Source organism: Microbacterium sp. NPDC058389, from assembly GCF_042722305.1.
In the GTDB taxonomy this organism is placed as follows: domain Bacteria; phylum Actinomycetota; class Actinomycetes; order Actinomycetales; family Microbacteriaceae; genus Microbacterium.
The window spans coordinates 99,422-112,885 of record NZ_JBHXJQ010000002.1; the positions used below are offsets into that span (position 1 = coordinate 99,422).

Genomic DNA, 13,464 nt, shown 5'->3' on the forward strand with positions numbered 1-13,464 from the left:
GACTGTAGGGCGCATCCGTCGTGCGACGCCGTGACCGTGCGCCGCAGCCGTGTCGTCGGGAGCGTTCAGGACCCCGCCGACGTCGATGCCTCACATGCCGTAGAGCTGCCTGACGACGGCGCCCCAGAACCTGTCGGAGCGGCTGCCCCACGCGCGCTCCACCTGATCGACCAGGCGTGGATACCCATCGACGCGGGCCGACATCGGCCAGTCGCTGCCGAACATCAGCCGATCGGCGCCGAAGGCGTCGAGGGCCGTGGCGGCGAGAGTGTGCAGGCGCCCGGCGGCACCCGCCGCGGTCGCCAGGCCGGAGAACTTCGCGGCCGTGTTGGCTTCGGCCGCCACGCGCCGCAGCGAGTCCTCCCACTCCGGCGACGGATCCGCGGCCCCGAGCCCGAGGTGACACAGCACGAAGGTCGTGCGCGGATGCCGCGCCGCGACGAGCGCGACCGCGTCGAGCTGCTCCGGGCGCACCAGCAATTCGACAACGCGACCTGACACGGCGGCGCCCTCGCACAGCGCGTCGAGCCCGGGGACATCCGAGAGGTCGGCCGCGCCGCCGGGGGTCGCCACGCGAATGCCCCGCACGCGGTCGTTCAGCACGGCCGTGGCGAGGCCGGCCCAGCCTTCGCGCTCGGGCACGTACTGGAGCACCACCGACCCGACGACGGGGTCGATCGCAGCCACCTGCTGCAGCCACTGCATCTCGGCCAGGGTGTCGCCGGCCTGCACGGCGATCGCGGCGGTGACCGGACGCGTTTCGGCGACGGCCCGGAAGTCCGCGGCCGACGCCACACGCGGCAGGTCCAGGCCGTCGCGGAACCACGAGAGCGAGAAGCGCGAAAGGTCCCACAGGTGGATGTGGGCGTCGACGATCGTCACAGCCGGTCGAGCTCGGCCCAGAGCTCATCCGGGATCGGGGCGCGCTCGGCGCCCGCGAAGTCCGCGACCTCGGCGGCCGTGCGGGCGCCCACCACCACGGCCTCGACCGCGGGCAGGCGCAGCGGATACCGTGCCGCGACGTGTCGCAGCTCCACCCCGGATCGCGCGCACAGCGCCGACAGCTCGCGCGCCTGCGCCTGCATCACCGGCGGCGCCTCCCGGTAGTCGAAGTACGGCGTACCGACGGGGTCGGCGAGGATGCCCGAGTTGAACACCCCGGCCGCCACCACCCCCACCCCGCGCTCCGCGGCCGCGGGCAGCAGTTCGGACTCGCCCCGGTGGTCGAGCAGGGTCGTGCGGCCGGCGATCATCACCACGTCGATGTCGGCCTCGCGCACGAAGCGGGTCAGCGGATCGGGCCACACCATCCCGACGCCGATCGCCCGCACGACGCCCTCTGCACGCAGCTGAACGAGCGCGGGCATCGCAGTGCGCAGCGCCTCATCCACATCCATCGGGTCGTGCAGGTACAGCAGGTCGATCCGGTCCGTGCCCAGACGCGACAGGCTGCCCTCCAGACTGCGCAGCACCCCGTCGCGCGACAGGTCCGCCACCGTGTCCGCGCCGACCGCGCCCGACGGCACGCCGTTGCCCCCGGCATCCACGATCCTTCGACCCACCTTCGTCGCGATCGCGACCGAGTCCCGCGCCACCCCGGCGAGTGCACGCCCCAGCCGGGCCTCGCTCGCCCCCGCGCCGTAGTGCGGGGCCGTGTCGAAGAACCGGATGCCGGCGTCCAGGGCCACCGCGACGGTCGCGTCGGCGTCCGCATCGGCGACCGCCGTGAAGAGGTTGCCGATGGGCGCGCAGCCCAGACCGAAGGTGTCGGAGGCGCCCGGCGTCGGCGTCAGCGGGCGAAGGCCTGCGCGGAACGCCACAGCTCGTACTCCTCACGCGAGTCGGGCGTCAGGGGGTAGTAGTCGCTGAGGCGCGCGCCCTCGTCGAGGCGACGGCGGCTGAAGGCCTCCCAGTCCTCGTGGTCCGCGGCGGATTCGAGCACGGCACCGGCCATCGCCTGCGGCACGATGACAGGTCCGTCGCCGTCGGCGATCACGACGTCGCCGGGCATGCACAGGGCGCCGCCGACGGCGACCGGCACGTCGTACGCCCAGGGGAACAGCTCGGTCTGCGACGCGTAGTGCGGTGTCGTGCCCGTCGACCACACGGGCAGGCCGAGCTCCTTGATGCGGTCGGAGTCGCGGATGCGTCCGTCGACCACGATGCCCACGCCGCCCTTCTTGACGAAGTAGCGCGCCAGGATGTCGCCGATGCAGCCGGAGTACTTGCTGCCGAACGCCTGGATCACCAGCACGTCGCCCGGCTTCACCTCTTCGAGCACGTGCCACAGGGCCGTGTGCCGCTCGACGTACTCCTGGCCGTGGCCCGACGCGAGGTCCTCGCGCTGGGGCATGAACTGCAGCGTGATCGCCGAGCCGACGATGCGCTGCCCCTCGGCGAGCGGCCGCGGGCCCTCGACGAACGAGCGCGTGATGCCCATGCCGTGCAGCTTCGCGCACGCGGTGGCCGACGACACGCGTTCCAGCTCGCGCAGGGTCTGCGGGTCGGCGCGCCGGTAGGCGTCGCCGCGCACCGGGAGGTCGAACGCCGGCCGCGGGAACGGGGCAGCAGGATCAGACATGGGTCGCTCCTTCGAGGGGGACAGACAGGGGGGACTCCGACAGCGCTCCGGTTGCTGAGCGCCCTTCATCTCGGTCGCCGGCGCTCCCCAGCTCAGGGACCGCCGCGTCAGCGACGAGACGAAGCGCCCGGTGCCGCGGCGTCGCGCCGGAGGTCACCGTGTGCAGGGTCAGGTCGGCGCGGTGCGCGGGCGGCAGCGTGATCACGAGGGCGTCATCGCCGGGGGCGAGCTCGTACGCACGCATGATCGGCGAACCCGGGGTGGCCGCGTACGCGGTGCTGCGCCCGGGGTAGACGCCGTCCGCCTCGGTGCGCACCGTGACCGAGGCGATGCGCCGCTCGCCGAAGCGCGAGGCCCGCACCACGACGCGGCGAGCGCGCGTGGCGGACGTGTTGACGAGGGCGAGGTCGAGGTCGCCGCCGTCCAGGCGCGACACGAGGGCCGCGACATCACGGGGCAGGCCGGGGCGCCCGGCATCGGCATCCTCGTACGTCACGGCCGCGAACGGCAGGCCGCCGTTGTAGAGCACCTGCGGAGTGCCCGAGATCAGCTGGCTCAGGACCTCGGTCACGACCGGGTTCACCCGCTGCCAGAAGTGCAGGTGCGCGGCATCCGGATCCGTCGCGGCGCCCTGCATCAGCGCGACGCGACGGGCCACCTGGCCGAGCGCCATCTCGAGCGCACGCTCGGGGTAGTCGGGCAGGTCGCCGTCGAGGAACGCCAGCCACGGCGCCTCGTGCCCCGCCTCGGCCTTGTCGCGGAACGGCTTGACCGGGTCGGCCATGGCCGGAAGGCCCTCGACCGCACGGCGCAGGCGCGCGAGGTCGTCGTCGCGACGGGACCACCACCACACCCACAGCGGCAGCTCGAGGGGCATCGGGCCGTAGTCGAACCAGCCGTGGCGGCCGAAGCGGTGGGGGACGAGCATCGCCGGGGTGGCGGCATCCACTCCCCAGCGGGCGAGCCAGCCGCCCCGCAGACTGAACGGGGTCTCGGCGATGGGGGCGACGATCGCGTGGTCGAGCACGGTGTCCAGCACGGTGCGCGCCATGTCGAGCGCGGAGTCGTCACCGGTGACGAAGGCCTCGTTGATGCCGGCGATGACCGTGGCCATGCCGACGGAGGGGAGTCCGTGCGGCCACGTCCAGCCGTAGTGACCGCCGTGCCAGCGCCCGTCGTGCAGACCGCCGACGACACCGTCGGGCGACACGTTGTCGGGCACGAGCCCGGCGTTCTCGGCGGCGCGGGCGCGCCACCCGTCGACGTAGGTGCGCAGCCAGGCGGCCGACGCCTCGTCGCCGTCGTACAGCCAGCGGTTGGTGACGAGGCTCGTCGCGGCGAGGTTCACGGCGACATCGCCCGCGGCGGCGCGGTGCATCGCCTCGCCCATCGCGGTCGCCAGCGCCGGATCGGCCAGGTCGTCCCACTCATCGACGCCGGACACGTACTCCAGCGGCAGTCCGTACGGGCGCATCTCGCGGCGATCGGCCGAGTACGGCTCTGCGGTGTCGCTGAGGCCCGGGCGCGGACCGAGCGCGCCGTTGTGGGGCGCCGTGATGATGTTGTGGATGCCGTCGTAGTTGCCGTGCGCGGCATCCACGTACAGCTCGGCGAACCGGCGGGCCCGCTCGGCGAAGGCGGGATCGGCCGGGTCGGCGGCGCACAGCGCGTAGAAGAAGATGAGCGACTCGCCCTGGTGGAACCAGTCGTAGCCGTTCTCGTACTCGCCGGTGACCATGCCGGCCTCGGCGAGCTGAGCGGTCACGCCCTCCCAGTGGCGCTTGGCCGCCGCGAGCACATCGTCGCTGCCGCCGAGCAGGTAGAACGCCGGCCAGTTGAAGAACGGCTCGTACAGGTCGTCGACGCCGTCACGGTCCTCGAAGACCGCGTCGAACCGGATGCGGCCGTCGGGCTCGGTGAAGTCGCGGGCGAACAGGCGCCAGGCGTCCTCGATCTCGTCGAACAGGCGGCGCTGCAGCACGGCCCACGCGGGGATCGCCGACATCGGCCGGGCGACGATGGGTTCCGGCATCCCTCAGCCCTTCGTCGCCCCGGCGGCCAGGCCGCCGATGATGTGCCGCTGCATGATGATGAAGAAGACCACGGCGGGCGCGATCGCCAGCAGCAGCGTCGGGAACAGCACGGTGTAGTCGGTGGAGTACTCGCCGACCGCCGCATACACGCCGGTGGTCACCGTGTAGATGCCCGAGCCGGGCCCCAGGATGATCTGCGGGCTGACGAAGTCGTTCCACACGCCGATCGAGTTGAGCACGATGATCGTCGCGACCACGGGACGCATGATCGGGAAGATGCACGACCAGAACGCGCGCATGCGGCTCGCGCCGTCGAGCGCCGCGGCCTCGTCGATGTCGCGCGGGATCGTGCGCAGGTACGCCGAGAACAGGAAGATGGTCACCGGCAGGGTCGCCGCCGTCTCGAAGAGGATGAAGCCGGGGATCGTGTTGATGAGCCCCAGCACGCGCAGCACGAACACCACCGGGATGAGCGTCACCTGGCCGGGGATGAACAGGCCCGACACGAACACGACGAGCAGCAGCACGTGCCATCGGGTGCGACCGCGGGCGATCACGTAGGCGACCGGCGCCGACAGCACGATGCAGAAGAAGTTGACGAGCGCGACGAACAGCAGGGTGATGCCGTAGGCGCCGACGACGTTGAACTTCTCGCTCGTGATCGCGTTCCACAGGTAGTCGAACGTGAACATGTCGGGCGTGATCAGCAGGGGATGCAGCACGATGTCGGCCTGCGGCTTGAATGCGCTGATGACCAGGATGTACATCGGCACAAGCATGATCAGCGCGAGGAGGCTGAGCAGCACCCACTTGACGATCGTGACGGCCAGCGGCGTCCGCTCGGAGGCGGAGCCCGGGCCGCGGCGGCGACCGCTGCGACGCGGCTTGCGGCGCACGTCGGCGAGGTAGACCTCGCCTGCGATGCTCGGTCCCGTGGTCTCGGTCGAGATGGTCATGATTCGCTCGCCTTCTGGTCGGCGCCGCGACGGGCGAAGGTCACGGCCAGGCCGATGACCGCGGTCACGACGAGCAGCACGATCGACTGCGCCGCGCCGAACCCGAGGTTCGCGTGCGCGAACGAGTCACGGAGGATCTGGTACACGATCGTCTGCGTCGAGGCGGCAGGGCCGCCGTCCGTCAAGGCCAGGATGATGTCGTACGCCTTGAGCAGGCCCACGAGGGTCAGCACCAGGTTGACGGTGACGACGGGTGCGATGAGGGGCACGGTGATGCTCTTGAACTGCTGCCAGCGGGACGCCCCGTCCACCGTGGCCGCCTCGTAGTACTCGGCGGGCACCGACTTGATGCCGGCGAGGTACAGGATCATGTTGAAGCCGAAGTGCGACCACACGATCGTCAGGATCACGCTGACCTTCGCGAAGGTGACGTCGGTGAGGAAGGGGAGGGGGCTCACGCCGAACTGCGTGAGCAGCGAATTGATCGCCCCCTGCGGCGAGAGGATCGCCGACCAGAGGAACCCGATGATCAGCGCGCTGATGATGTACGGGTAGAAGAAGATCGTGCGCAGCACCGTGTTGCCGCGGCCGTTGCCGGCGATGAGCGCCGCGACGCCGAGACCGATGCCGTTGCACAGGATCGTGCCGGCCACCGCGATGACGGCGGTGAAGGCGGCGGCGTCGATCGTGCGGGGGTTCTTGAACGCCTTGGCGTAGTTGTCGAGCCCGATGAAGTCGAAGTGCAGGCTGTAGCCGTTCCAGTCCGTGAAGCTCAGCACCACCGCCAGCACCATCGGGACGAGGAACATCGCGATGAAGACGATGAGCGCCGGGCCGCCCATGATCACGCCGGCGAGGCGGTCCTGCCACGAGGTGAGCCCGCGGCGGCGGGGGGACGCCAGCGCCCGGGAGCTCGTGGTGCCCGCGAGGCGGGCCACGGTGTCGGCCATGTCACTCTGCTTTCGTGTCGTCATCGATACGAGGGGTGTGCCGCCGCGCCGGTTCGGCGGCGCTCATCGCGTCACCGGCGCGGCGGCAGGTCTCACTGGGCGTTGGCGAGGAACCAGGCGTCCATGGAGCTGTTCACGTCCGCCGCGGGCGTACCGCCGAGCAGCGCCTGCGTCTGCGTGTTGATCTCGCCCGAGTAGCCGTCGGGGAGCTTCTTCTCGCCGTAGCCGCCGCCGGTCGGGGTGTAGGCCGACGCGGGGGTGTCGGACACGATCTGCAGCAGCTCCTTGCCGAGGTCGGTCATGTCGTACTCGTAGCCGTCGCGGTAGTTGCCGTCGACCTCGAGCTGGCTCATGACGGCGTCCTCGTCGGTGACGAGCCACTCGACGAGCTTGGCCGCGGCCTCCTCGTGCTTCGACTCCTTCATGATCACGTAGGGGCTCGCGATGTTCGCGCCCATCGCCGGGTCGTCGACGCCGTCGACCGCCGGACTGCGGAAGACGCCGATCGGCGCCGGGTCGGTCGCCTTCGCCTCGCTGCCGACGAACCAGCTGCCCATGGGGTACAGCGCGGCGCCGCCGCTGAGGAACGTCTGCTCGGCGTCGACGTACTTGACGCCGAGTGCGTCCGCGTTCGTGTAGCCCTTCGAGATCCAGTCGGCGTAGAGGTCGGTGTAGTCGCCGTAGCTCTTCGTGAAGGTGGTCTTGCCGGAGTTCATGTCGGCGTACCAGTCGGGGTTCTCGCCCACGACCGAGGGCAGCGCCAGCGTCTGCAGCGCGTGGCTCGACATCCAGTCGCCGCCGGTCTGGATCGGGGTCCAGCCCGCATCCTTGAGCTTGGCGAGGTCGTCGGTCAGCTCGTCGACTGTGGTGGGCACCTCGTCGATGCCGGCCTCGGCGAAGGCGTCCTTGTTGTAGAACCACAGGCTCTGCAGCTGCACGCCGACGCCGGCCATGTAGTACTTGCCGTCGATCGAGTACTGGTCGGCGAGCGGGCCGCTGGTCGCCCAGTCGTATTCCGACAGGTCGACGAGCTCTTCGGCGAGCTCCGGCGACGGCGACACCGACTGCACGACGTCGGGCGCCTGACCGGCGGCGAGCAGGCGCGGCACCGCGGCGCTGACGCCCTCCTGACCGGGGTTGTCGATCACGACGTCGATGTTCGGGTTGGCCTCTTCGAACGGCGCGACCAGCTCGTTCCACCAGTCCTCGGTGAGGTTCGGCGTCACGTTCACGAGAACGCGCAGCTGGATCTTCTCGTCCTTGCTCTCACCTCCGCTCTGCGGGCTGGAGGAGCAGCCGGCAAGGAGCGTCACGGCGGCCGCTCCGGCGCCGATCGCAGTGAGGGTACGTCTGGTGATCATCGTCGATCCTCTCGTGGGCACATCATCGGGACGAGTCGAACATACACTAATCGATAATCGGTTATCAACAATCCGTCTCTCACACTGTGCGGAATCTCACGACAGCCGGCCCCGTCGGCTCCGCCGGTACGTCGATGACGAGCGTGTCGCCGTCGCGCTCGGCCGCCACCGGCGTCCCGTCGACGGTCACGGCGGTGGCGGCATCCACGCCCACCGGACACACGAGTACGACCCGCCCGCTCGCGTCGATCACCGCGTTGGCGCGGTCGCCCGTGCGCGTCCAGCGCACCCAGGGCTCGTCCGACGCCGGCGCGCCCTGCAGCGGCCTCGAGCCGAACACCGCGTCGCCGTGCCGGGCGTTCCAGGCACCCAGGGCGCGCAGCGTCGCCGCCTGCGGCGGGGAGAGGACCCCGGATGCCGTCGGCCCGACGTTCAGCAGCAGGTTGCCGCCGCGCGACACGACGTCGACGAACAGCCGGATCGCCGCAGCTCCGTCGAGATTGTGCTCCTCTCCTTCGAGGCGGTTGTAGCCGAAGGAGTAGCCGATGCCGCGGCAGTTCTCCCACGCCGCCGACCCTTCGTTCGAGCGACCGCTCTCGTACTCGCTCGTGAGGAAGTCGGCGTGCACGCCGCCCCACCGGTCGTTGACGACGCCGTCGGGCGCAGCCGCGTAGAAGCGCTCGAACACATCGGCGAGACTGAACGGCCCCGGTGCATGCCCGGCGGCGGGCCAGCCGATGTCGCCCCACAGCAAGTCGGGGCGATACCGGTCGATGAGGTCGACCACGTGGTCGTGGGCGTACCGGGCGTACTCGTCGCCCGCGGGAGGCACGAGCTGGGCGTCGGACTCGATGGGCGCCGCCGGTCCCGCGTGCCAGTCGAGGCCGCCGGAGTAGTACGCGCCGAACCGCAGCCCGGCGGCGCGCGTCGCGTCGGCGAACGCGCCGACGAGGTCGCGCCCGGGGCCGCGCGCAACCGTGTTGCGGTCACCGGTGTGCGGGGCATCCCACAGGGCGATGCCGTCGTGGTGCTTCGTCGTCGGCACGACGTAGCGCGCGCCCGCCTGCGCGAACAGCGCGACGAGCGCGTCGGCGTCGAACCGCTCGGCGGTCCAGTCGTCGAGGAACTCGTCGTAGGGCCGCCCGCCGTAGCTCACCCGATGGTGGACGGCGGCCGGGCTGCCCTCGATGCGGATGGTGTTGGCGTACCACTCGGCATAGGGGTTGTGGCGGTACCACCGGGTGTCGTCGATCGTGCCGAGAGCCCCGATCGGCTCGGCCCACGCAGGCACCGAGTAGGCGCCCCAGTGCACGAAGATCCCGAGCTTGGCATCGCGGAACCAGTCCGGCACCGGCCTCTCGAACCGCTCGTACTCGCGGGATCGGTCGTGGGCGTCGTGCGGCATCGCGGCTCCTTCTCACAGACCCGCATCGGCGCGGGCCGAGTCTCGATGCTATCGATAACCGATGAGGGTCGGGATGCCGCGTGCCCGAGTAGCGTGAACGCGTGACGATCCCCACGCCGACCCCGCCGGCCTTCGACGCGCGGCCGCTCGTCGAACCGGTGCCACCGGGAGCCGCACGCGCGTTCGTGCAGGAGCTCAAGCGCAGTGGGCGCCTGCCGAGCGGATCGGCGGCGGTCGTGGTGTTCGTCATCGTCGGCATCGCGGTGCTGTTCGTGTTCGGCTCGGTCGCACTGACCCTCATCGCGGCGGTGTTCGGCGCCATCGCTGCGGCGATGGCGGGCACAGGCGAGGCCGCCGGTTGGGGCGTGCTCGCCGCGTTCCTGCCCCTTCTGTTCATCGGCGGCATCACGACGATCGTGGTCGTGGTGGCCGTGCGCATGGCGCGGGGCGGCGGCGAGCGCATGTACCGCCTCGACCGCTTCGCCCGGGCGAACGGCATGAGCTACGTGCCGCGGTTCGACGACCCCGGGCTCCCCGGCATGATCTTCTCGCTCGGCAGTTCGCGCTACGCGACCGACCTCGTGCGCGGCGACAAGCCGCGGTTCGTCGAGTTCGGCAACCACCAGTACACGACCGGTTCGGGCAAGAACAAGACCACGCACAACTGGGGCTACGTCGCGGTCAAGCTCGACGTGCCGCTGCCCAACATCGTGCTCGACGCGACCAGTAACAACTCGCTGTTCGGTTCGAACCTGCCCGCGGCGTTCGACAAGGACCAGCGCCTCAGCCTCGAGGGCGACTTCGACCGCTACTTCGATCTGTACTGCCCCGCAGGCTACGAGACCGACGCGCTGTACCTCTTCACACCCGACATCATGGCGCGCTTCATCGACCACGCGGCGGCCCTCGACGTCGAGATCGTCGACGACTGGCTCTTCCTCTACGCGCGCCGCGAGTTCTCGACCCTCGATCCCGCCACGTGGGCGTGGCTGTTCTCGGTCGTCGGAGCCCTGCTCGACAAGTTCGCGCAGTGGGCGCGCTGGCGTGACGACCGCCTGGCCTCCCTGCCGCCGTCGCTCCCGGATGCCGTGCCCCAGGGCGCGATGCCGGCTGCGGCCGGTGCCGCCGCAGCCGGCGCGGCCGCAGGTGGGGCGGCCGCGGCATCCCCCGTCCCGTTCGTGGCGCCGCTGGACGCGCTGCGCCCGCCGCCCGGTGTCGCGCCGCAGGGACGCCGCCTGCAGCAGCGGGTGCCGTGGCTGCCGATCATCATCATCGGCGCGTTCGCGCTGTTCTGGATCCTGTCGCAGGCCGGCGTGTTCGGCGCACTGCTGAGCGGCCTGTTCGGCGGCTGATCCGCGGTCGGCGGCGTCCAGCCGGCGCGGAGGCGCTCGGGCGTATGCTGTCGGGCGTGCATACGACGATCACGACGCCCCACGGGCGTAAGGGGGTCCTCGGCGCGTCACGCGCCGAGGGGATGTAGCTGTGCGCGTCGCCCGGTCCTGAACCAGCGGTGACGCGCCCGCATCACCCGCACGCCGTCGGCGTGCGGCATCCCATCGTTCCGCCGCACCCGGCGGTCCCTTCGTGAGTCAAGGAATCATGCACGCATTCACCGAGAAGGACATCCGCGCGTCCTTCATCAACGCCTCGCTCCGCGAGCGCAACTCGCTCATCGTCCCCGATCTGCGCGACATCGACTGGGACAAGCTCGACTACTTCGGCTGGCGCGACCCCAAGCAGCCCCTCGCCGGGTTCCTGGTGGTGCCGGTCGACGACGCCCCCGTCGGCATCCTGCTGCGTCAGACCGAGCAGCGCACGCGCGTGCGCGCCCAGTGCTCGTGGTGCGAGGATGTCACGCTGCCCAACGAGGTCGTGCTGTTCAGCGCCAAGCGGGCCGGCAAGGCCGGCCGCAACGGCGACACCGTCGGCACCCTGCTGTGCGAGAACTTCGAGTGCTCGATCAACGTGCGGCGCCCGGTGCCGCCCGCGTACCTCGGGTTCGACGTGAAGGCCGCGCGCGACCGCCGCATCGAGGCGCTGCGCGCGCACGCCGACGGCTTCGCCCGCGACATCCGCGACAGCGCCTGACGCGGCTCATTCTCCGGTTTCGGGGCGCATCGCGTCCGTCGGGGCGTACGCCGTGCGCCCCGACGGACGACACGCGCCCCAAACCCGTGCATGGGTGGATGCCGCGGCCCCGGGGCTCCGGCGAAGACGGGGTGGCGGCATCCACCCGTGACGGATGTCACGGGTACGTCGTGACGCCCGTGTGAGGGCCGCGGAGGCCGCGGTCACGACCATGGAGACATGGACATCACACAGACCACGACGGCGATGCGGGACGCTGCCACGTCCGCGCCGCTCTGGGCCGTCGACGCGACGGACCTGCACAAGAGCTTCGGCGCCGTCACAGCCGTCGACGGCGTGACGCTGCGGGTCCGCCCCGGTGAGATCGTCGCGTTCCTCGGCCCGAACGGCGCCGGCAAGACGACGACCATCGACATGATGCTCGGGCTCTCGCAGCCCGACTCCGGCTCGGTGCGGGTGTTCGGCGAATCGCCCCGTGGCGCGATCGCCCACGGCCTGGTGAGTGCCGTGCTGCAGACCGGCGGCCTGCTCAAGGACATCACCGTCCGCGAATCGCTCGATCTCACCGCGAGCCTCTTCGCCGACACCCGGCCGGTCGCCGAGGTCATGCAGCGCGCCGGCATCGCCGAGATCGGCGACCGGCTCGTCGGGCTGTGCTCGGGCGGACAGCAGCAGCGGCTGCGCTTCGCGATGGCGCTGCTGTCGGACCCCGGCCTGCTGATCCTCGACGAGCCCACCACCGGCATGGACGTCGAGGGCCGGCGCTCGTTCTGGAGCGCCATCCGCGCCGACGCCGCCCGCGGCCGCACGGTGCTGTTCGCGACCCACTACCTCGACGAGGCCGACGAGTACGCCGACCGCATCGTGCTCATGAGCCGCGGCCGCATCGTCGCCGACGGCACGACCGCCGAGATCAAGAACCTCGTGTCGGGCCGCATCGTCCACGCCACACTGCCGGGAGCGGACCCCGTCGCCATCGCGGCCCTCCCCGGCGTCGACGACGTCGAGGCCAAGGGCGACCGCATCGCCATCCACACCAAGGACTCCGACGCCGTCGCCCGGCACCTGCTGACGCAGACCGCGGCGCGCGACCTCGAGATCACCGCCCAGAACCTCGAGAGCGTCTTCCTCGCCCTCACCTCGGAAGGGGACAAGTCATGACCGGTGCGACCGCCACCACCGACCGCGTGCAGCTGAACCGCCGCGTCCCGCCCTTCGGCGGCTTCAACCTGACGTACCTGGGCATCGAGCTCAAGCGCAAGCTGCGCAACCGGCGCACGCTGATCTTCACCGTCGCCTTCCCCATCGTGATGTTCGTCATCATCGGCCTGCCGCTGCGCGACACGCAGCTGACCGCCACCCCGATCGCCCAGGGCGGCCCCTCCGTCGCCGCGTACATCATGGTGTCGATGGCGATGTACGGCGCGATGATGTCGGCCACGCAGACCGGCGCCGCCGTCGCCGTGGAGCGCGCCCAGGGCTGGAGCCGCCAGCTGCGCCTCACGCCGCTCAACCCGCTCGTGAATGTGGTCATCAAGATGATCGCGGGCATGCTGTTCGGCCTCGTCGCCATCGTCGCCACGTATGCCGCGGCCGCGATCGCCGGCATCCAGCTCTCCCCGATCCAGTGGATCGCCACCGGACTGGCCGCCTGGCTGCTCGCCGGCGCCGTCTTCACGACGCTCGGCCTCATGGTCGGCTACATGGTGCGCAGCGAGAACGTCGCCCAGATCACGAGCCTCGCGATCGTCGTGCTCGCGTTCATCGGCGGCCTGTTCTACCCGATCAGCACGATGCCCGACTTCATGCAGGTGATCGCGAAGTTCACCCCGGTCTACGGCATCAGCGAGATCGCGCGCGAACCCCTCACCGGGGCCCCGTTCGACGCTCTGGCGCTCATCAACGCCATCGTGTGGCTCGGCATCTTCATCGCCGGCACGGTGTTCTTCTTCCGCCGCGACACGAAGCGCGTGTGAGGACAGGAAGGTGGATGCCGGCGGCCCAGGCCCCCCGCCGCCCCCCCCACAACCCCCCCCCCCGCGGGGGCGTTAAAAAAAAAACCAACCCCCCAGACAACCAAAAAAAAAGGT

At 70.8% G+C, this 13,464-nt stretch carries 12 protein-coding genes; 4 read left to right on the forward strand and 8 right to left on the reverse strand.

Going from position 1 to position 13,464, the window contains the following annotated elements:
• Positions 1 to 90: 90 nt before the first annotated feature.
• The 8 genes from ACFWJ8_RS03315 to ACFWJ8_RS03350 all read right to left on the reverse strand — a co-directional run bounded on the left by ACFWJ8_RS03315 (position 91) and on the right by ACFWJ8_RS03350 (position 9,286).
• Positions 91 to 882 (reverse strand): amidohydrolase family protein, encoded by a 792-nt coding sequence (locus tag ACFWJ8_RS03315; RefSeq protein WP_378808911.1) that lies wholly within the window; start codon positions 880 to 882, stop codon positions 91 to 93.
• Positions 879 to 1,820: an aldo/keto reductase gene (locus tag ACFWJ8_RS03320; protein ID WP_378808913.1), complete on the reverse strand. Its 942-nt coding sequence runs from the start codon at positions 1,818 to 1,820 to the stop codon at positions 879 to 881. Before ACFWJ8_RS03320 ends, ACFWJ8_RS03315 begins: the two co-directional genes overlap by 4 nt.
• Complete coding sequence (locus ACFWJ8_RS03325; protein WP_378808915.1) at positions 1,790 to 2,581, reverse strand: ribonuclease activity regulator RraA; 792 nt, start codon at positions 2,579 to 2,581, stop codon at positions 1,790 to 1,792. Before ACFWJ8_RS03325 ends, ACFWJ8_RS03320 begins: the two co-directional genes overlap by 31 nt.
• Positions 2,574 to 4,613 (reverse strand): hypothetical protein, encoded by a 2,040-nt coding sequence (locus ACFWJ8_RS03330; RefSeq protein WP_378808917.1) that lies wholly within the window; start codon positions 4,611 to 4,613, stop codon positions 2,574 to 2,576. Before ACFWJ8_RS03330 ends, ACFWJ8_RS03325 begins: the two co-directional genes overlap by 8 nt.
• A gap of 3 nt (positions 4,614 to 4,616) precedes the next feature.
• Positions 4,617 to 5,570, reverse strand: a complete 954-nt coding sequence (locus ACFWJ8_RS03335) for a carbohydrate ABC transporter permease (protein ID WP_378808920.1) — start codon at positions 5,568 to 5,570, stop codon at positions 4,617 to 4,619.
• Positions 5,567 to 6,520 carry a carbohydrate ABC transporter permease gene (locus tag ACFWJ8_RS03340; protein WP_378808922.1) on the reverse strand — a complete coding sequence of 318 codons (954 nt, stop codon included), beginning with the start codon at positions 6,518 to 6,520 and terminating at the stop codon, positions 5,567 to 5,569. The genes ACFWJ8_RS03335 and ACFWJ8_RS03340 overlap by 4 nt, the downstream gene beginning before the upstream one ends.
• A 92-nt stretch (positions 6,521 to 6,612) precedes the next feature.
• On the reverse strand, positions 6,613 to 7,881 hold the full coding sequence (locus ACFWJ8_RS03345) for an ABC transporter substrate-binding protein (protein WP_378808925.1): 1,269 nt from the start codon (positions 7,879 to 7,881) through the stop codon (positions 6,613 to 6,615).
• 79 nt (positions 7,882 to 7,960) lie between these two features.
• Positions 7,961 to 9,286 carry an alpha-L-fucosidase gene (locus tag ACFWJ8_RS03350; RefSeq protein WP_378808928.1) on the reverse strand — a complete coding sequence of 442 codons (1,326 nt, stop codon included), beginning with the start codon at positions 9,284 to 9,286 and terminating at the stop codon, positions 7,961 to 7,963.
• Positions 9,287 to 9,387: 101 nt separating this feature from the next.
• Between ACFWJ8_RS03350 and ACFWJ8_RS03355 the strand changes: the two genes are divergently transcribed.
• From ACFWJ8_RS03355 to ACFWJ8_RS03370, 4 genes are all read left to right on the forward strand, one after another.
• Positions 9,388 to 10,638 (forward strand): hypothetical protein, encoded by a 1,251-nt coding sequence (locus ACFWJ8_RS03355; protein ID WP_378808930.1) that lies wholly within the window; start codon positions 9,388 to 9,390, stop codon positions 10,636 to 10,638.
• Between the two features lie 247 nt (positions 10,639 to 10,885).
• Positions 10,886 to 11,374, forward strand: coding sequence for an FBP domain-containing protein (locus ACFWJ8_RS03360; protein ID WP_378808933.1), 489 nt, complete (start codon positions 10,886 to 10,888; stop codon positions 11,372 to 11,374).
• Between the two features lie 219 nt (positions 11,375 to 11,593).
• Positions 11,594 to 12,535: an ABC transporter ATP-binding protein gene (locus ACFWJ8_RS03365; protein WP_378808936.1), complete on the forward strand. Its 942-nt coding sequence runs from the start codon at positions 11,594 to 11,596 to the stop codon at positions 12,533 to 12,535.
• The gene (locus tag ACFWJ8_RS03370) at positions 12,532 to 13,350 is read left to right on the forward strand and encodes an ABC transporter permease (protein WP_378808938.1); all 819 of its coding nucleotides are present in this window, start codon (positions 12,532 to 12,534) and stop codon (positions 13,348 to 13,350) included. Before ACFWJ8_RS03365 ends, ACFWJ8_RS03370 begins: the two co-directional genes overlap by 4 nt.
• Positions 13,351 to 13,464 lie beyond the last annotated feature (114 nt).

Excerpts from the sequence above, each read along its gene's own strand:
- ACFWJ8_RS03360 (WP_378808933.1), top strand. The coding sequence starts at position 10,886 with ATGCACGCATTCACCGAGAAGGACATCCGCGCGTCCTTCATCAACGCC.
- ACFWJ8_RS03330 (WP_378808917.1), bottom strand. The coding sequence starts at position 4,613 with ATGCCGGAACCCATCGTCGCCCGGCCGATGTCGGCGATCCCCGCGTGG.
- ACFWJ8_RS03325 (WP_378808915.1), bottom strand. The coding sequence starts at position 2,581 with ATGTCTGATCCTGCTGCCCCGTTCCCGCGGCCGGCGTTCGACCTCCCG.
- ACFWJ8_RS03370 (WP_378808938.1), top strand. The coding sequence starts at position 12,532 with ATGACCGGTGCGACCGCCACCACCGACCGCGTGCAGCTGAACCGCCGC.
- ACFWJ8_RS03365 (WP_378808936.1), top strand. The coding sequence starts at position 11,594 with ATGGACATCACACAGACCACGACGGCGATGCGGGACGCTGCCACGTCC.
- ACFWJ8_RS03350 (WP_378808928.1), bottom strand. The coding sequence starts at position 9,286 with ATGCCGCACGACGCCCACGACCGATCCCGCGAGTACGAGCGGTTCGAG.
- ACFWJ8_RS03340 (WP_378808922.1), bottom strand. The coding sequence starts at position 6,520 with ATGGCCGACACCGTGGCCCGCCTCGCGGGCACCACGAGCTCCCGGGCG.
- ACFWJ8_RS03345 (WP_378808925.1), bottom strand. The coding sequence starts at position 7,881 with ATGATCACCAGACGTACCCTCACTGCGATCGGCGCCGGAGCGGCCGCC.
- ACFWJ8_RS03335 (WP_378808920.1), bottom strand. The coding sequence starts at position 5,570 with ATGACCATCTCGACCGAGACCACGGGACCGAGCATCGCAGGCGAGGTC.